Below are 16,963 nucleotides of genomic sequence, written 5' to 3'. Positions count from 1 at the left end.
CGCGAGGACGTCGCGCAGATGTTGATCGACCGTCTCGGTGATCAGCACCTGGGCCTGCGGACGCGGACGCAGGACTGGAGCTGGGACGAGGTGGTGCGCGAGAGCGCAGCGCGCGGCTCGCTGGCGAAGTCGCTTCGCGCGCCCGGACCGTTTCACATCGGAGTACTTCTCGAGAACGATCCGGAGTTCCTGTTCTGGCTCGGCGGCGCGGCCCTGACCGGGGCCACGATCGTCGGCATCAATCCGACCAGGCGTGGAGCTGAACTCGAGGCTGAGGTCCGGTACGTCGACTGCCAGCTGATCGTCACCGACAAAGCAGGCTACGAGAAGCTTGCCGGCCTGGACCTCGGGCTGACCGAAGATCGTTTCGTCCTGGTCGACGACGCGTCGTACCCGGACAGGATTGCAGCACATCACGTCGAGTCGCCTCAGATCGACCTCGGTGTCGACGCGTCGACGCTGTTCTTGCTTCTCTTCACCTCGGGCACCACCGGAATGTCCAAGGCAGTGCGGTGCAGCCAGGGGCGTCTGACGCGGTTGGCCTACGCGAACTGCGCCAAGTACGACATCGACCGCGACGACGTCTGCTACTGCTGCATGCCGCTCTTCCACGGCAACGCGTTGATGGCTCTGTGGGCGCCGGCCCTTTCGCAGGGAGCTACGGTCTGCCTCGTTCGTAAGTTCACGGCCTCGGGATTCATGCCGGACGTTCGGTTCTACGGCGCAACATATTTCACCTACGTCGGTAAGGCCTTGGGGTATCTCATGGCGACGCCGGAACTGCCCGACGACATCGAGAACACCCTCACCCACGGCTTCGGGACCGAGGCGTCGCCGGGGGACAAGGCAGAGTTCATCCGTCGTTTCGGTGCACAACTTTTCGAGGGATACGGTTCGAGTGAAGGTGCCGGTTCAGTAGTGCTCGATCCGAACCAACCTGCCGGAGCGCTGGGCCGTCCCGCGAGCGAGAACATCGTCATCGTCGATCCCGATACGCGCGAAGAGCGACCCCGCGCAATTCTCGACGAGCACGGTCACGTGCTGAACCCCGACGAATCCATCGGCGAGATGGTCGACAAGGCCGGATCGAAGAAGTTCGAGGGGTACTACAAGAACGAAGACGCGATCGCCGAGAAGATTCGCCACGGTTGGTACTGGACAGGCGATCTCGGCTACGTCGACGAGGCCGGCTTCATCTACTTCGCGGGACGCAAGGGCGACTGGATCCGCGTCGACGGTGAGAACACCTCGGCTTTGATGATCGAGCACATCCTGCGTCGGCACCCCAAGGTGATCGCCACGGGTGTCTTCGCGGTGCCGGATCCGCGTTCGGGTGATCAGGTCATGGCTGCGATCGAGGTCGCCGATCTCGCCGATTTCGATCCGGTCGAGTTCGCCGACTACCTTGCCGCGCAGGCGGATCTGGGTACCAAGGCAGCGCCACGATTTGTTCGCGTTTCGACCGACCTGCCCGTCACGGGCTCCAACAAGGTACTCAAACGTGAACTTCAAGCCGATCGCTGGCGGACCGACGAACCAGTGTTCCACTGGGTGGGCCGAGGCACTCCCGAATACACGTTGATGACCGAAGCTGACGTGGTGAACCTGGAGAAGGAGTTCGAGACGCACGGCCGCACGCGGTTCCTGTGAGTGGAGTTGCGCTGGTGACCGGCGCTTCCCGGGGGATCGGCCGAGAGTGCGCGCTTGCATTCGCGCGCGCCGGATTCGACGTTGCAATCACTGCTCGCACCGTTCGTGAAGGAGAGGGACGGGCAGCCCCGCGAACGAGGCAAGGCGAGCAAGTGATTCCGGTGCCCGGCAGCCTGGAGACGACGGTTGCCGAGATCGAGTCCTTCGGTGTGCGCGCATTGGCCGTTCCGATGAACCTGCTCGATCTGGCCTCCGTCCGCGGCGCCGGTGAACGGGTGCTGGCGGAGTGGGGACATGTCGACGTGTTGGTGAACAACGCCTACGCGCAGACGGTCGGAAACATGGACCGGGTGCTCGACATCGAGATCGACGACGCTCAGGCGATGGCGATCGGGAATTATCTGCACCAACTCGCTCTGGTCCAGGTGATACTCCCGTCGATGATCAAGAGCGGCAACGGCGTAGTGGTCAATCTGGCATCGGGCTCGGCGACCATGGATCCGCCTGCGCCTCCCGGCGAGGGTGGTTGGGGTCTGTCGTACGCCGCGTCGAAGGCGTCGTTCGGACGTATTGCCGGAGCGATCAACTCCGAGTACCGAGACGCCGGAATCAAAGCGTTCAACCTGAGTCCGGGATTTGTCATCACGGAATCAGGGAAAGCCCGTGGTGGCGCGGACGCAATCGTGGACGCCGGATTTGCGGCCACACCGGCATCCGTACCCGCTGCAGCGGCGGTGTGGCTTGCAACAGATCCCGATGCGGACCGGTACCTCGGTCGCGTCGTGGATGGTCCGAAATTGATGGCGACACTGGAGGAAACGGTATGAAGCTCGGCGTGGTCGTTCCGGTCGAACTGGGTCGAAGCGGAGACCCTGATTGGATTCTGCAATTCGCCCGTGCGGCCGAGTCGCTGGGTTTCGACGAGATCTCGGCAGTGGAGCACTCGGTGGTCATCGCCGACACCGAGAGCGAGTACCCCTATTCTCCGACCGGAAAATCGCATCTTCCCGATGACTGCGACATCCCGGATCCGCTCGAACTGCTTTCGTTCGTGGCGGGTGCCACAACCACTTTGGGCTTGTCCACTGGAGTTCTGGTGCTGCCCAATCACAATCCGGTAGTGCTCGCCAAACGATTGGCGACGCTCGATCGCCTTTCCGGTGGGCGATTGCGCATCTGCCTCGGCCTGGGGTGGATGAAGGAAGAGATCGAGGCGTGCGGCGGTGACTTCGAGCGCCGCGGCAAGGTAGCCGATGAGGCCATCGCGGTGATGCGTTCACTCTGGGCGGGCAAGGAAGCCGTCGATTTCGACGGCGATTACTTCTCGTTCAAGGGTGCGTACAGCTGGCCGAAGCCGCACCGCGAGTCGGGAGTTCCGCTCTACATCGGTGGACACAGTCTCGCTGCTGCTCGGCGAGCAGGCCGATTGGGTGACGGTTTCCAGCCGCTGGGACTGGCCGGTGAAGATCTCGACAAGGCCGTAGCAGCGATGAAAGCTGCTGCGGTGAAGGCAGATCGAGATCCTGCCGACGTCTCGCTGGTACTCGGTGCGACACTGCCCAGGCTCGACGAAGCGAAACTCGAGTGGGCACGCGGGTTGGGAGCCGATCGAATCGTGCTGTCCGCCAGTCGTCGTGGCACGTCGCTGGAACTGATCATCGACGAAATGGCCGAATGCTCGAAGCGGCTGGGGCTGAGTAACTAGGAGTGCGGGCGTGACCGGCAGCCATCGGAGCGGCTGCCGGTCATTGCTGTCGGAACGTCGATCAGTTATTGCTTGGTCAGCAATTTGCTCCGGAGCTTTGCGATCGTGTCGGCGTCAAGTTTCAGCACGTCCTGCGAAAACTTCTCCCACCCACCGAACTGGTCGCGAATCTTGTCGAGTACTGGCTGAATCTGGCTGGGACGCTGCTCCATCAATGGTTTCAACAGATCGACATCGATTCCTTTCGAAGACAGAAACGTGTAGGTCTGTTCGTTCTTGGCTTTGTTGTAGGTGTTCGACAGGACGAAGTCGTCGACGATGGTCTTGTCAGGAACACCCAGAATGCCGAGAAGTAGAGCTGTCATCAGTCCAGTGCGGTCTTTGCCTGCCGTGCAGTGGTAAGCGACTGCGGACTCGGAATCGGCGATGGTCCGTAGGGCTTGGGAATACCCGGCCATTCCGTCAGGCTTGGACAGTTGGTCGACGGCGCCGGTGTCGCTGATCCGGACGGCTTCACCGCCCCCGAGCACCTGCTCCACGATTGCAGAGTCACCAGATTTCAGGGCACTCGTAATCGCTGTGGCAAGAGCCTGAGTGCCGGCATCCAGGACTGCCGTGTTGACCACTTTCACGTTCGCGGGAACCTTGTCTGCTCCGTCCTTTGCGATCTCGCTGTCACCTCGGAAATCGACAACGGTCCGGATGCCTGCGTTCTCGATCGTTTGTTGATCGTCAGCAGTCAGATCGCTCAAGCGGTCGCCACGAAAAACCAGGCCCCACTTGACTGATCGGCCGTCGGCTGTCTCGTATCCGCCGACATCACGCACGTTGGCTGCGCCCTGCAGCGTCACGTGGCGGGTTGACGCGATGGTGGAAGTGCCGTCCTCGTCTATGACCTCGAAGTACCAGCGTGACAGTGGGTCGAGGCCGTCGACCTCAGTGGAGAAGCCGTCGACCGTGCCAATTTCCTTTCCTTCTGCGGCTGGGTTTTTCGGGTCGGTGGCGGCGAATACACGCACCTTTTCCGAGCCGCCGTGTTCCCAGACCAGTGAGTAGTGTCCGGCGGACGCTGATGTCACGTCGAGGTCGGTCGGCGTTTTCGCCGACTCGGCCTTGCTGCATGCGCCGAGTACGAGCATGAGTCCTGCCGCCGACAGCGCAAGAACTCGAGTTTTGCAAGTAGCCATGGGTCCTCCGAATCCAATTGGAAATCGGAGGCTACGCACCAGTGATCACTGTGTCGTGACCGTGTTGTGCAGAGCGGGAAAACTGCAGGCTGGAGTGCTTGTCGCCGATGATGATCAGGGATGGGCCAGCCCGTTCAGGAGCATCGCGCCGACAAAGATGGCACTGCTTGCGCGGGCGCTGCAGGACGGGTTGATCGCAATCGACGAACTCTGATCGAAGCGCGAGCGATCGGGTGCGTCGATCCGGGAGTCAGTCGAGGGCGGTGGCGTCGGTTGTCGGCGTCTTGGTGCCGGGAGTCGCTTCGATGTCGAGAACGACCTGGCTGTCGGTGGCTTCTTCGGGGAAGACGTACCGACGCATGGCCCACCAGCGGAAGGCCGTCGCCAGCAGGGTCCCGATGATCGATCCGCTAATGAAGTCCGCGAAGTTTTCCATCAACACCGACACCTCGGGTTGACGCAGATGGAACACGTACCGGGAGGTCCAGAGTGGTACCTGGTTGATGGCCAAACCGATACCCGCGACGATGAAGAACAGAGCGGCCTCGTGATGGCGCTGTCGACCACCGCGCTGCGCAAACGACCATTCGCGGTTGAGGACGTAGGACAGAACCGTCGCGATCAGGACCGCAAGGATGTTGGCCGTCACCGGGTGCTGAGGCAGAACCGTCCACTTGATGCCGAAGAACAGCACCGTGGTGACGATGAAGGCGATGCCGCCGACCACCAGGAACTTGAGCATTTCTGCGTGCGGCAGGACGCGCACGAGAACCCGCTCAGGAAGCCTATTGACCATCTTTTCGACAAACGCCATTGTTCGAGGCTAACCCTGAATACGACCGAGGGCACAAATCGTCGATGCCCGTGTCGGCAAGATCATCAGAATCCGTACCCGAGAATTGCGGGCTTCTGCGCGTTGAAAGCGAAGTCGAAATTCAGGATCTCCTGCGGATCGGACGCGTGGAGTCGGTGCGCCGCCGCGAAGGTCTTGGCCTGGTGCTCGCCCAGGTACAAGCTGCTCAGGACATCAGAGGGCATCGTGATCGCAGGCACCGCGTCAGTGGCCGTACAGGTGGCCTTGCCGCCCTTGACCTGAAGTGCGAAGGTTCCGCCGGCCTTCAGGAACGGATCTTCGACCTTGACGACTGTGTCCAGGTCAGCAGCATATTCACGAGCCTCGAGAGCCGCGGGAACGTCCATGATGCGCAGCCACAGTCGATCGGAGCGCGTCGTCGTCCGGGCAAGACGGTAGTCCGTCAGCATCAGCCGGAGAGGATCGGCAGGATGCTGGCGTGTCTCGATCCGGGTGACGAGGTCGAGGCCGCAGATCGTGCGCCACAGCGCCGCGTGCGCATCTTCGGTGATCGTCACGAACTCGTCGATCCGGGCGATGCTGTCGCGGCCCTCGCTCGTGTGCCGGTAAGCGATGTATCCGTCCGCGTGTGTCAGAAAGAACAGTCCGGAGGCGCCGTCACGATCCTCCGACGGGTCGGCGAACATGTGGTCCCAGAGTGGTTGCGGACGGACCTGCGCGCCGGGAGTCTGCAGTCGCCAGCGGTCGTAGATCTCGGGAAGAAGCGTCGAGGCAGCTTTGATGTCGACGATGGACACGCCACCGTTGTCGGGCACCTCGGGGCGGAATCGCGCGAAGCGGCGATCGAGGGTGATGCCTTCGCTGAAGGTGGCCGGGCCGTATCCGAAGCGGTTGTAGATGCCGGCCTCGCTTGCCGTCAGGGCGGCAAGCGGTGCTCCGGTCGACTCGATGTGGGCATGAAGCGCAGTGAACATCGAGCGTAGGACGCCACGACGACGGTGAGTCGGGGCGACGGATACCCAGGTGATTCCGCGCGTGGGGAGTTGGCGTCCGCCGGGCACGGTGAATTCCATGTCGATTTCGATGGCCACGCCGACGGGTAGGTCACCGTCGACGGCGAGGATGATGTGCTCGGGCTTGTAGAGCGCCTTCGTCAGTTCGCTGACCGCGGGAGACGGGTGAAAACCGAACCCCACCGAGTCGAGTAGTTGGAGAGCCGGCCAGTCACTCTCGGTAGCGGTGCGGATGGTGATCTTGTTTTCGGGGCTCACGTGTATCGACTCTGGCATAGATTGCGTGAAGACGCACATGAATATCGGGGCTGACGTTTCCGCACCGGCTCCCAGGGGTACCGCCCGACGGACCAGTCCTGCGGCACGGAGAAAACCGATACGGAGAAACACTGTGGCGATCACCGACATCAAGGAATATGCCCATCTGACCGAGGAAGACGTCGAGGCACTCGGGCGCGAGCTGGATGCCATTCGGCTCGACATCGAGGAGAAGCGCGGCGCGCACGACGCTCGATACATCCAGCGGACGATCGCGTTTCAACGCTCTCTGATGGTGGCCGGCCGCATCGTCTTGTTCGCCAGCAAGAAGAAGCCTGCCTGGATTCTGGGGACTGCGCTGCTGGGGGTCGGCAAGATCATCGAGAACATGGAACTCGGCCACAACATCATCCACGGCCAGTGGGACTGGATGAACGATCCCGAGATTCACTCGAGCAACTGGGAGTGGGACAACACCTGCCCGTCCTCGGGATGGAAGCACTCGCACAACTTCACCCATCACAAGTTCACCAACATCGTCGGACTGGACAACGACGTGGGCTACGGAATCATGCGCGTCACGCGCGATCAAAAGTGGCACGCCGACTATCTCTTTCAACCGATCACGAATTTTGTGCTCGCGACCCTCTTCGAGTGGGGAGTGGCACTGCATCACCTCGAAACGGACAAACTCCGCAAGGGTGAGGTGAAGTGGTCCGAGAAATCGGAGATGGCCAAGGACGTCGGTAAGAAGATCGCGCGTCAGGTGGCGAAGGATTACATCCTGTTCCCCGCCCTGACCGGCCCCGCGTGGAAGACCACGTTGACGGCGAACGTCGTTGCGAACCTCATCCGAAACTACTGGAGTTACGCCGTCATCTTCTGCGGGCACTTTCCCGACGGTGCCGAGAAGTTCACGCTCGAGGAATTCGAGAACGAATCGCGCGCTCAGTGGTACCTACGACAGATGCTGGGCTCTGCCAACTTTCATGCCGGTCCCGTCATGGCCTTCATGAGCGGCAACCTCTGCTACCAGATCGAGCATCACTGCTTCCCGGATCTGCCGAGCAATCGGTACTCGGAAATCGCGGTGCCGTTGCGCGACCTGTGTGACAAGTACGACCTCCCGTACACGACCGGGCCGCTGTGGAAGCAGTACGGATTGACTCTGCGCACCATCTGGAAGTTGTCGCTGCCCAACAGGTTTCTCTCGGCTTCCCAGGACGACGCTCCGGAGACGCACTCGGAGTTGAAGTTCCGCATCCGAGGCGGAATCAAGGAAGTGTTCGGCGTCGATCCGCAGACGGGTAAGCGGCGCGGACTGCGAACAGCGATCGCGATGGTCTCGAGCTGATCAGTTACCGCTTGTGCGCCATTGAACGAACCACGAGATCGCCGGTCGACTGGATTGCCTGCACCAGCACGATCAAGATCACGACTGCGACGAACAGCACCGGTGTGTTGAATCGTTGGTAGCCGTACTTGATTGCGAAGTCGCCGAGTCCACCGGCGCCGATGGCACCTGCCATGGCCGAGAAGCCGATCAGCATCACCGCCGTCAGGGTTGCTCCTGCTACCAATCCCGGAACGGATTCGGGCAGTAGCACCTTGGTGATGATGTCTTTGTCGGTGGCGCCCATGGACCGCGCTGCTTCGACGCGTCCGGAATCGACTTCACGCAAGGCGTTCTCGACGACGCGCGCAAAGAAGGGCACCGAACCGATGGTCAGCGGGACGATCGCTGCCGTGGCGCCGAGCGCTGTTCCGACGATCGCTCTCGTTGCCGGGATGAGGAGCACCAACAAGATGACGAACGGCAGCGAACGGCCGATGTTCACCACGGTGCCCAGAACCGAATTGAGGACGCGGTTGGGACGGATTCCTTCGGGCGCGCTCGCGTGCAACAGAACACCGAGAGCGATACCGATGATCACGGTGAGCACGAACGAGACACCGACCATGTAGAGCGTGTCGAGTAGGGCTTCCCATGCTTCGCCCAGGGAATCCTGCCAGGACGTCTTGTTCATGAGAACGTCACCTTCACTCCGCGCTGCGAAAGATGTTCTTCGACAGACTTTCTTGTCTCTTCGTTGCTGACGAGTCCCGTGTGCGAGGCGAACTCCACGCGAAGGCGACCGACCTGATGGGATCCGATGTCCTCGATACCGCCGGAGATCACGGTGACGTCGACGTCGAGATCTCGTGAGAGTTGGGAAATCACAGGCGAGGTGGACAGTGAATCGACAAAGGTGAGGAGCGCCGGAATTCCGGTCGTGGACGTTCGTACCGTTCCGGTCGGCAGTAGCGCCTCTCCGAGGGGTGAGTCCGGGTCTGCGACCAGTTCGGTGAGCGTTCCCTCGTCGACGATGCGGCCCTGATCGATCAGCGCAGCGCGATGGCAGATCCGTCGAACCACGTTGAGCTCGTGGGTGATCAGAACAATGGTCACACCGAGTCGTCGATTGAGATCGGCGAGCAGGTCGAGGATCGAATCGGTTGTGTCCGAGTCGAGGGCGCTCGTGGCCTCGTCGCACAGGAGGACGTCGGGTGAAGCCGCCAAGGCTCTCGCGATGCCGACGCGTTGTTTCTGGCCGCCGGACAGTTGCGAGGGGAAGGCGTCACGTCGGTCTTCCAAGCCCACCAACTCGATCAGCTCGTCGACGCGGGCACGTCGATCTGCCCGCGAGTATCCCGCCACTTCGAGAGGGAAGGCGATGTTGGCGGCGACCGAACGGGAATGCAGCAGGTTGAAATGCTGGAACACGACACCGATCCGCTTGCGTGTGTCGCGCAGTTGCGCTGGGCTCAACGCGGTCAGATCGGTGTCGCCCAACAGAATCCGGCCACTGGTCGGGCGTTCGAGCAGGTTGAGGCAGCGCAGCAAAGTCGACTTGCCGGCGCCGCTCTTGCCGATGATGCCGAAGATTTCGCCGTCTTCGATTTTCAGGGATACAGAATCGAGTGCATGCAGAACCTTTGTGCCGCTGCGGTATTCCTTGGAGACCGATTCGATCGAGAAGACCATGACGGGTCTCGATCAGGTAGCGCTGGCCGGAATGACCGAGCCCTGATAGGTCTGCTCGATGAACGTCGCGACGTCGGCGGACGTCAATGCCTCGGCCAACTTCTGTACTCGCGCATCGTTTTCGAGCGAGGTGCGTACGGTCAGGACATTGGCGTACGGGTTGCCCTCGGCCTTCTCGAGCACCAGGGCGTCCTTGGCCGGGTTGAGGCCACCTTCGATTGCGTAGTTGCCGTTGATGATTGCGAGATCGACATTTCCGTCGTCGAGCGTGCGCGGCAACTGCGGGGGATCGACCTGGGTGAACGTGAGTCCCTTGGGGTTGTCGATGATGTTCTTCTCGCTGATCTGCGTGATGTCCGTGCCGGGAGCACCCAACTGCTGATCCAGCTTGATCAAACCGGCCTGCTGCAGCAGGTACAGCCCACGGGCGAAGTTCGTCACGTTGTTGGACAAAGCGACCGTTGCGCCCTGGCGCAGGTCGGCCACGTTGGTGACCTTCTTGGAATATGCACCGAGCGGCTCGACGTGGACTTTCGCCACGGCGACCAGGTCGTCGACACCCTTTTCCTTCGACCACGATTCCTGGTACGGCACGTGCTGGAAGAAGTTGGCGTCGGTGTCTCCGGCTTCGAGCACCTCGTTGGCGTCGAGATCGCCGGTGATCTCGCTGACCTCGATCTTGGTGTCACCGAGCAGGCCCTTTTCTTCGACGAACTTCAGGATCTCGGCGTGCGGAACCGAAGAAGCGACGATGCGAAGAGGTGCGTTCTCGTCGGAGGAGTTGTCGCTCGAGCACGCGGCTACGGTTCCGACTGCGACGGCGGCCACTGCGAAGGCAGCGAGGAATCTTCTGGTGCGCGAGCGTGACATGTGAATCTCCAAGACATAGCCGAACGCACGCCGAGATGGCGTGACAGTTGCTGAACGCTAGCCCGGTAAACCTCCCGTGAGGAGATACAGAATCACCGCGATTTTTTCATGTACCTATTGTCCGAGCAGGATGACCGGAACGTCCTCGGCAAAATCGACTACCAGTTCGCGACGCGAGAACAGCCAGGTGCCGTCGATCTTTTCGAAGCTGTCCTGGTAACGAATCTCGATCCGGTTGTCCCGGTGGCCCTCGCCCCGCGGATAGATGTGGTGGGCGGAGCAGTAGGCCTCACCGTGCGCAGTGGTGGGGCCGTCGAGGTCGAGGATCTGCTGCTCGACGATGTGCCGGGTCGAGTGCAGATGTGAGACGGCATCGACCACCGAACTGCTGACGACGGAATTCCCACGTATCTCCGTCGGCGCACCCGTTCCGTTCAGTGCCGGCGGCAAGACGAATGCCACGTCGTCAGTGAAGAGAGCCGCAAGTGCAGTGGTGTTTCGGCGGTCGACGGCCTGTGCGTACCTGGCGGCCAAGTCGGTGAGAGCGACGCGATCCGAGGAGTCCATGCGCATATCTCACCCTATGTGACGCCGCTCATGTTTCGGCTTCCCGCTCATCGAGACACTCACAGCGCCCACCTGGGCATCTGGTTAGCGTCCAGGCCAAGAGTTGCCAGCCATGAATGCCATAGGAGAAACAGCGATGGATCTGAGGGAATCGCCCGAGCAGCAGGAGCTCCGCAAGGAGTTGCGCGCGTACTTCGCGGCGCTGCTGCCGGAAGAGAAGCGTCGCGCGGCCGGCGAGCAAGGTGTGGGTGGCGAGTACTTCCGCGAGATCGTGAAGTTGCTGGGCAAGGACGGTTGGCTCGGTATCGGCTGGCCCAAGGAATTCGGTGGACAGGGACGCTCCATCGAAGAGCAGTTCGTGTTCTTCGACGAGGTTCAGCGCGCAGGTCTGCCGTTTCCCTTCGTGACGGTCAATACCGTCGGACCGACGTTGATGAAGTACGGCACCGAAGAACAGAAGGAACGTTTCCTGCCCGGCATCCTGGCCGGCGACATCGTCTTCGCAATCGGGTACACCGAGCCCGAGGCCGGCACCGACCTTGCGTCACTCAAGACTCGTGCGGTTCTCGACGGTGACGAGTGGATCGTCGACGGCAACAAGATCTTCACCAGTGGCGCCAACACTGCCGACTACGTGTGGCTGGCCTGCCGCACCGACGCGGATGCCCCCAAGCACAAGGGAATCTCGATCCTGATCGTCCCCACCGAGGATGCAGGCTTCGAGTGGTCACCGATCAACACCGTCGGCGGTTTGATGGTGACGTCCACGTACTACTCCGGCATTCGAGTTCCGTCGAAGGACGTTGTGGGCGAGGTCAACGGCGGCTGGCAGCTCATCACGGCTCAGCTCAACCACGAGCGAATCGGCCTGGCGGCCATCGGTGGTCGCACGTACGGTCTGTGGAACCTGGTCCTGGACTGGGCCAAGGAAAACGGCGCCATCGACATCCCGTGGGTGCAACAGGACTTCGCTCGCACACACGCCAAGCTCGAGGCCATGCGACTGCTGAATTGGAAGATGACGGCAGCCGTCGCACAGGACACGCTCTCCGGAGCCGACGCCGGTGCCACCAAGACGTACGGGACCGAGACTCACGTCGACGTCTACCGCACCCTGCTCGGAATTCTCGGCTCCGCCGGTCGCATCCGCCCCGAGTCTCCGGGCGCTCTGCTTGCCGGTCAGATCGAGCAGATCTCGCGTCAGGGTGTCGTGAACACCTTCGGCGGCGGCGTCAACGAAGTTCTGCGGGACATGGTCGGCACCATCGGCTTGGGACTCGTTCGCGAAAAGAGGGTCAAGTGAGCGACATTTCGGCGCAACTCGACGCTTTTGTCGGCCAGACGCTTGTTCCCACCACCTGGGGACCCGACGAGGTCAACATCCCCATGATCCGGCATTGGGCCGAGACCATGGGCGATACCAACCCCGTCTACCTCGACGACGACGCCGCCCGCGCCACCGGACGCGACGGCGTCGTCGCTCCCGCTCAGATGCTCCAGGTCTGGATCATGCGGACCTTTACCGACAAGATGGCGGGCAACGACCCGTCGCAGGTGTGGACCGATCTGATCGCCACCCTCGACGCAGCCGGCTACAGCTCTGTCGTGGCCACCGATTCCGATCAGGAGTTCTTCGCCGAACTGCGCCCAGGCGATCGCGTTAACTACACCGAGGTCATCGAGTCGATTTCGCCGGAGAAGAAGACCGGCCTCGGTGTCGGACACTTCGTCACGACGCTCAAGACCTACCGCAACGGTGACGATCAGGTTGTCGGCACCCAGCGGTGGCGGACGCTGCGGTTCAAACCTCAGGAATCTGCTGCGCCCGAAGCTCCTCGTGCACTGCGTCCGCGTCCGGCTCTCAACGCGGACAACGCTTTCTGGTTCGAAGCGGCCAAAGAGCACCGTCTGGTGATCCAGCGCTGCACGTCCTGCAAGACGTTGCGTCATCCCACCGGCCCGATGTGCGGCGAGTGCCAGTCACTCGAGTGGGACACGATCGACGCGTCGGGGCGTGGCACGGTGTACAGCTTCGTGGTCAATCACCACCCCAAGATCGACGCGTTCGACTACCCGCTCATCGTTGCGGTAATCGAACTCGAAGAGGGAACCCGATTGATCGCCAACATGGTGGGTATCGCGCCCGAAGATGTCGTGGTCGACATGCCCGTGGAACTTGACTGGATCGACGCCGACCCGGATCTGACGCTTCCCGCGTTCCGGCCGGCCGTACGCGAGGAGCACTGATGGACTTCAATTTCAGCGAAGAGCAGGAAGCAATTCGCGCACTGGCCGACGAGGTCTTCACCAGCAAGGCAACGATCGAGCGCACCAAGGAGATCGAACTCTCCGCCGAGCGCGTCGACCGTGAACTGTGGCGCGAACTCGCGAGCACCGGCCTGCTCGGTATCGCCCTGCCGGAGGAGTTCGGCGGCGGTGGCCTCGGCTTGTCCGAGCTGTACGCACTGCTCGAACAGCAGGGACGTCACGTTGCGGCCGTGCCGATCTGGGAAACGACCCTTGCAGCATTGGCTGTCAACGAATTCGGCTCTGATTCCCTTCGCGCCGAACTCCTTCCGGGAGTTGCCGACGGCAGTCGATTCCTGACCGTCGGTCTCGAAGAGTTCGGTCCGTACACGGGCGGCGACCCACTGACCACGGCTGAGCAGGACGCCGACGGCAACTGGACTCTGACGGGTGAGAAGGCAGTAGTGCCGATGACTCACGTCGCGAACCTTGCTCTCGTTTCGGCAACCGCTTCCACTGGTACGGCACTGCTGCTGGTCGACCTGAGTGCCGAGGGAGTGACGCTCGAACAGACGCAGTCCACCAGTTGGGAGATCTGTGCCAACGTCACCTTTGCCGGTGCCCCCGCGCAGCTGATCGGTGCGGCTGACGGCACCACGGTTCCGTGGCTGATCGACCGCGTTCAGCTGGCATTGGCCGCAATCCAATGGGGCGTCGGGTCGGGTGCAGTCGCGCAGGCCGTCACGTACCTGAACGGCCGCAAGCAGTTCGGCCGTCCGCTGGCGACCTTCCAGGCCGTCAATCATCAACTCGCTGACTGCTACATCGATCTCGAAGCGATGCGCGTGACACTGTGGCAGGCCGCCTGGCGCATCTCCGAGGGACTGGATCTCGGCACCTCGGTACTGGTCGCCAAGTGGTGGGCTACCGACGGCGGACAGCGCGTCGTGCATCGCACCACGCATGTTCACGGCGGCATGGGCGTCGACACCGACTACCCGGTTCACCGTCACCTGTTGTGGGGCAAGCAGATTGCTGCCACCCTCGGTGGTTCCAGCTCCGATCTGGCGCGTCTGGGTGCGCAGCTCGCATCCGGTGTGGAGGTGCTCGCATGACCGTACTTGCCGGTCGCAGTTACGCAGACGTCGTTGTCGGAGAGGCATTGCCCGAGTTGGCGATCCCGCTGACCCGCACGTTGATCGTCGCCACGGCAATCGCCACTCGCGATTTTCAGGACGTGCACCACGATCCGAGCCTGGCGCAGGAGCGTGGCTCGAAGGATGTCTTCATGAACATCCTCACGAGCAACGGTCTTGTCGGTCGATACGTCACGGACTGGGCCGGATCTGCATCGACCCTGCGCCGCATCGCCATTCGTCTCGGGGCGCCCAACTACCCGGGTGACACCATGACGATGACCGGTGAGGTCGTGTCCAAGGAAGACGGAGTGGTCGTGGTCAAGGTGCAGGGTGCAAACAGCCTCGGCAACCATGCATCCGGCACCGTCGCAGTCGCTTTCAAGGAAGAGGAGAGGCCCTGATGGCGATCAGCCCACTCTCGGGAGCCGCCGCCATCGTCGGCATCGGATCCACCGAGTTCTCCAAGAACTCCGGCCGCACCGAACTGCAGTTGGCGTGTGAGGCCATCGTCGCGGCACTCGCTGACGCCGGTATCGATCCGTCCGAGGTCGACGGTCTGTCCACCTACACGTCGGAGACGAACGGCGAAGCGATCGTGGCTCGCAACTGCGGCCTCGGTGAGCTCAAGTTCTTCTCGCGCATTCACTACGGTGGCGGCGCTGCGTGTGCCACCGTGCAGCAGGCGGCCATGGCAGTTGCGACGGGTGTTGCCGACGTCGTGGTTTGTTACCGCGCCTTCAACGAGCGCTCCGGTGTGCGCTACGGCCTAGGGCAGCACGATCGCCCCATGGACAGCACCGCGGATCGCGCGGCATATGCGTGGATGACTCCGCAGGGATTGTCGACTCCCGCTCAGTGGGTCGCCATGTTCGCCCGCCGCTACATGCACCAGTACGGTGCGACGAGTGAGGACTTCGGACGAGTTGCAGTGGTGGCGCGCAAGCATGCCGCCAACAACCCGGCTGCTTGGTTCTACGAGCGTCCGATCACGCTCGAGGACCATCAGAACTCGCGCTGGATCGCCGAGCCGCTGCACCTGCTCGACTGCTGCCAGGAAACCGACGGCGGCCAGGCATTGGTCATCGTCTCTGCCGAGCGCGCAAAGGATCTGGCCAACAAGCCCGTCGTCATCAAGGGCGCCGCTCAGGGCAGTAGCAAGGATCAGCACATGATGACCAGCTACTACCGGCCCGACATCTCGGGTATCCCGGAGATGGGCTTGGTTGCTCGTCAGCTGTACGGCCAGAGCGGCCTGACACCGGACGACATCAACGCCGCGATCCTGTACGACCACTTCACTCCGTTGGTGCTTCCCCAGCTCGAAGAACTGGGCTTCTGCAAGCCAGGCGAAGCAAAGGACTTCATCCGCGAAGGCAACCTCGAGATCGGTGGACGCCTGCCGTCCAACACTCACGGTGGTCAGGTCGGCGAGGCGTACCTGCACGGTGTCAACGGAATTGCCGAAGGTGTGCGACTGGTGCGAGGCACGTCGACCAACCAGCCCGAGGGCGTCGAAAACGTATTGGTCACAGCCGGAACAGCAGTACCCACCAGCGGTCTCGTTCTCGGCGCTGTTTGAGAGAGGAAAAGACAGTGACAACTTCGGAAGCTGCGAAGACCGCCGGCGATTGGCGTGGAGCCGATCTCGGGACCCGCACCGTGTCGTACACCGAGCGCGACGCGATCCTGTACGCACTTGCCGTGGGCGCCAAGGCGACCGAGCTGGACCTCGTCTTCGAGGATCAGCTTCGGGTACTGCCGACCTTTGCTCTGACGCTGGCGCAGTGGGCTCCCGACGCTCTGGGTTCGGCGGGCGCCTTCGACACCTCGACGGCACTGCACGGCTCGCAAGAGCTGAAAGTGCTTGCTCCGCTTCCGCGTAGCGGTGACGTGACCTTGAAGGCTTCGGTCGGCGAGGTGTGGGACAAGGGCGCAGCGGCCGTGTTCGAAGTGAAGGTGGAGTGCGAATACTTCGTCGCGACCTGGTCACTTTTTGCCCCCGGTGCCGGTGGATTCGGCGGAGAACGTGGACCCTCACGTCCGGCGGAGCCGACCGGCGAGCCTTCGTTGACCGGTGTGTTGACCACAGCGGAGAACCAGACGGCGATGTACCGGCTCCTGGGCGACAAGCACCACATCCACATCGATCCCCAGGCTGCGGCGCGGATCAACCAGCCGCGTCCGATCATGCACGGCCTGTGCACGTTGGCCGCGAGCACGCTCGAGCTTGCCCGGGTCGCCGGCGTGCATCCGGCGGACCTCGTGAGCCTCGAGGGTCGATTCGCTGCGGCAATCCATCCGGGTGAAGCGCCGTCCATCGTTGCGTGGGGAACTCCCGACGACCTGGCCTTCCAGGTCACCAAGGGTGATCAGGTAGCGATTTCCGGTGCACGAGTGAGCTTCTCCGCTCGCTAGTCCCTCCAGACTCAACTGCGGGGTGCTTGACCCCTCGTCGCGCCCCGCAGTTGTTCACACGAAGAAGCAGCCC

At 62.2% G+C, this 16,963-nt stretch carries 18 protein-coding genes; 11 read left to right on the top strand and 7 right to left on the bottom strand.

The features are described 5' to 3' along the window. Positions 1-18: 18 nt before the first annotated feature. From casI to AC1Q6C_RS04900, 3 genes are read left to right on the top strand one after another with little or no spacing between them, the layout of a single operon-like run. Positions 19-1,650: a steroid-22-oyl-CoA synthetase gene (gene casI, locus AC1Q6C_RS04910; protein ID WP_037128859.1), complete on the top strand. Its 1,632-nt coding sequence runs from the start codon at positions 19-21 to the stop codon at positions 1,648-1,650. Next, positions 1,647-2,477, top strand: a complete 831-nt coding sequence (locus AC1Q6C_RS04905) for an SDR family NAD(P)-dependent oxidoreductase (RefSeq protein WP_042924818.1) — start codon at positions 1,647-1,649, stop codon at positions 2,475-2,477. Before casI ends, AC1Q6C_RS04905 begins: the two co-directional genes overlap by 4 nt. Then, a complete protein-coding gene (locus AC1Q6C_RS04900; protein WP_030536995.1) occupies positions 2,474-3,355 on the top strand; it encodes an LLM class F420-dependent oxidoreductase in 882 nt (293 codons plus the stop codon). The genes AC1Q6C_RS04905 and AC1Q6C_RS04900 overlap by 4 nt, the downstream gene beginning before the upstream one ends. Positions 3,356-3,420: 65 nt before the next feature. On the opposite strand, the gene AC1Q6C_RS04895 is transcribed toward AC1Q6C_RS04900, so the two are convergent. Then, on the bottom strand, positions 3,421-4,542 hold the full coding sequence (locus AC1Q6C_RS04895) for a tyrosine-protein phosphatase (RefSeq protein ID WP_492666403.1): 1,122 nt from the start codon (positions 4,540-4,542) through the stop codon (positions 3,421-3,423). 55 nt (positions 4,543-4,597) lie between these two features. On the opposite strand from AC1Q6C_RS04895, the gene AC1Q6C_RS04890 reads away from it, so the two are divergent. After that, positions 4,598-4,756 (top strand): hypothetical protein, encoded by a 159-nt coding sequence (locus AC1Q6C_RS04890; RefSeq protein ID WP_223304510.1) that lies wholly within the window; start codon positions 4,598-4,600, stop codon positions 4,754-4,756. A gap of 36 nt (positions 4,757-4,792) precedes the next feature. On the opposite strand, the gene AC1Q6C_RS04885 is transcribed toward AC1Q6C_RS04890, so the two are convergent. Continuing rightward, complete coding sequence (locus tag AC1Q6C_RS04885; RefSeq protein WP_003939753.1) at positions 4,793-5,356, bottom strand: GtrA family protein; 564 nt, start codon at positions 5,354-5,356, stop codon at positions 4,793-4,795. 65 nt (positions 5,357-5,421) lie between these two features. Beyond that, a complete protein-coding gene (locus AC1Q6C_RS04880) occupies positions 5,422-6,627 on the bottom strand; it encodes an enhanced intracellular survival protein Eis (RefSeq protein WP_492666402.1) in 1,206 nt (401 codons plus the stop codon). A gap of 133 nt (positions 6,628-6,760) precedes the next feature. Here AC1Q6C_RS04880 and AC1Q6C_RS04875 point away from each other — a divergent pair, with 133 nt between their 5' ends. Beyond that, positions 6,761-7,981, top strand: coding sequence for a fatty acid desaturase family protein (locus tag AC1Q6C_RS04875; RefSeq protein ID WP_007732653.1), 1,221 nt, complete (start codon positions 6,761-6,763; stop codon positions 7,979-7,981). A 4-nt stretch (positions 7,982-7,985) separates the two neighbouring features. Here the strand turns inward: AC1Q6C_RS04875 and AC1Q6C_RS04870 are convergent, their stop codons facing one another. From AC1Q6C_RS04870 to AC1Q6C_RS04855, 4 genes are all read right to left on the bottom strand, one after another. Further along, positions 7,986-8,654 carry a methionine ABC transporter permease gene (locus AC1Q6C_RS04870; protein ID WP_219467433.1) on the bottom strand — a complete coding sequence of 223 codons (669 nt, stop codon included), beginning with the start codon at positions 8,652-8,654 and terminating at the stop codon, positions 7,986-7,988. Then, positions 8,651-9,652 (bottom strand): methionine ABC transporter ATP-binding protein, encoded by a 1,002-nt coding sequence (locus AC1Q6C_RS04865; RefSeq protein WP_047270724.1) that lies wholly within the window; start codon positions 9,650-9,652, stop codon positions 8,651-8,653. The genes AC1Q6C_RS04870 and AC1Q6C_RS04865 overlap by 4 nt, the downstream gene beginning before the upstream one ends. Positions 9,653-9,664: 12 nt before the next feature. After that, entirely contained in the window at positions 9,665-10,522 is an 858-nt protein-coding gene (locus AC1Q6C_RS04860; RefSeq protein ID WP_003940478.1) for a MetQ/NlpA family ABC transporter substrate-binding protein, read from the bottom strand. Between the two features lie 114 nt (positions 10,523-10,636). Next, complete coding sequence (locus tag AC1Q6C_RS04855; RefSeq protein WP_030537000.1) at positions 10,637-11,095, bottom strand: nuclear transport factor 2 family protein; 459 nt, start codon at positions 11,093-11,095, stop codon at positions 10,637-10,639. 130 nt (positions 11,096-11,225) lie between these two features. On the opposite strand from AC1Q6C_RS04855, the gene AC1Q6C_RS04850 reads away from it, so the two are divergent. From AC1Q6C_RS04850 to AC1Q6C_RS04825, 6 genes are read left to right on the top strand one after another with little or no spacing between them, the layout of a single operon-like run. Beyond that, positions 11,226-12,392: an acyl-CoA dehydrogenase family protein gene (locus AC1Q6C_RS04850; protein WP_003940442.1), complete on the top strand. Its 1,167-nt coding sequence runs from the start codon at positions 11,226-11,228 to the stop codon at positions 12,390-12,392. After that, complete coding sequence (locus AC1Q6C_RS04845; protein WP_070161968.1) at positions 12,389-13,336, top strand: bifunctional MaoC family dehydratase N-terminal/OB-fold nucleic acid binding domain-containing protein; 948 nt, start codon at positions 12,389-12,391, stop codon at positions 13,334-13,336. The genes AC1Q6C_RS04850 and AC1Q6C_RS04845 overlap by 4 nt, the downstream gene beginning before the upstream one ends. After that, positions 13,336-14,451, top strand: a complete 1,116-nt coding sequence (locus AC1Q6C_RS04840) for an acyl-CoA dehydrogenase family protein (RefSeq protein ID WP_030537002.1) — start codon at positions 13,336-13,338, stop codon at positions 14,449-14,451. Before AC1Q6C_RS04845 ends, AC1Q6C_RS04840 begins: the two co-directional genes overlap by 1 nt. Beyond that, complete coding sequence (locus tag AC1Q6C_RS04835) at positions 14,448-14,876, top strand: MaoC family dehydratase (RefSeq protein WP_003940399.1); 429 nt, start codon at positions 14,448-14,450, stop codon at positions 14,874-14,876. The genes AC1Q6C_RS04840 and AC1Q6C_RS04835 overlap by 4 nt, the downstream gene beginning before the upstream one ends. Then, positions 14,876-16,054 (top strand): lipid-transfer protein, encoded by a 1,179-nt coding sequence (locus AC1Q6C_RS04830; RefSeq protein ID WP_003940050.1) that lies wholly within the window; start codon positions 14,876-14,878, stop codon positions 16,052-16,054. Before AC1Q6C_RS04835 ends, AC1Q6C_RS04830 begins: the two co-directional genes overlap by 1 nt. A 14-nt stretch (positions 16,055-16,068) precedes the next feature. Beyond that, a complete protein-coding gene (locus AC1Q6C_RS04825; protein ID WP_007732645.1) occupies positions 16,069-16,890 on the top strand; it encodes a MaoC/PaaZ C-terminal domain-containing protein in 822 nt (273 codons plus the stop codon). Positions 16,891-16,963 lie beyond the last annotated feature (73 nt).

This window comes from Rhodococcus sp. MT28, assembly GCF_058792695.1.
Note: the sequence above shows the minus strand (reverse complement) of the source record. Positions and strands in the feature narration are given on the sequence as shown.

What these genes read in the sequence shown, in the direction of transcription:
- casI (WP_037128859.1), top strand. Translation starts at nt 19, where the DNA reads ATGTTGATCGACCGTCTCGGTGATCAGCACCTGGGCCTGCGGACGCGG.
- AC1Q6C_RS04900 (WP_030536995.1), top strand. Translation starts at nt 2,474, where the DNA reads ATGAAGCTCGGCGTGGTCGTTCCGGTCGAACTGGGTCGAAGCGGAGAC.
- AC1Q6C_RS04895 (WP_492666403.1), bottom strand. Translation starts at nt 4,542, where the DNA reads ATGGCTACTTGCAAAACTCGAGTTCTTGCGCTGTCGGCGGCAGGACTC.
- AC1Q6C_RS04885 (WP_003939753.1), bottom strand. Translation starts at nt 5,356, where the DNA reads ATGGCGTTTGTCGAAAAGATGGTCAATAGGCTTCCTGAGCGGGTTCTC.
- AC1Q6C_RS04870 (WP_219467433.1), bottom strand. Translation starts at nt 8,654, where the DNA reads ATGAACAAGACGTCCTGGCAGGATTCCCTGGGCGAAGCATGGGAAGCC.
- AC1Q6C_RS04865 (WP_047270724.1), bottom strand. Translation starts at nt 9,652, where the DNA reads ATGGTCTTCTCGATCGAATCGGTCTCCAAGGAATACCGCAGCGGCACA.
- AC1Q6C_RS04860 (WP_003940478.1), bottom strand. Translation starts at nt 10,522, where the DNA reads ATGTCACGCTCGCGCACCAGAAGATTCCTCGCTGCCTTCGCAGTGGCC.
- AC1Q6C_RS04855 (WP_030537000.1), bottom strand. Translation starts at nt 11,095, where the DNA reads ATGCGCATGGACTCCTCGGATCGCGTCGCTCTCACCGACTTGGCCGCC.
- AC1Q6C_RS04850 (WP_003940442.1), top strand. Translation starts at nt 11,226, where the DNA reads ATGGATCTGAGGGAATCGCCCGAGCAGCAGGAGCTCCGCAAGGAGTTG.
- AC1Q6C_RS04840 (WP_030537002.1), top strand. Translation starts at nt 13,336, where the DNA reads ATGGACTTCAATTTCAGCGAAGAGCAGGAAGCAATTCGCGCACTGGCC.
- AC1Q6C_RS04835 (WP_003940399.1), top strand. Translation starts at nt 14,448, where the DNA reads ATGACCGTACTTGCCGGTCGCAGTTACGCAGACGTCGTTGTCGGAGAG.
- AC1Q6C_RS04830 (WP_003940050.1), top strand. Translation starts at nt 14,876, where the DNA reads ATGGCGATCAGCCCACTCTCGGGAGCCGCCGCCATCGTCGGCATCGGA.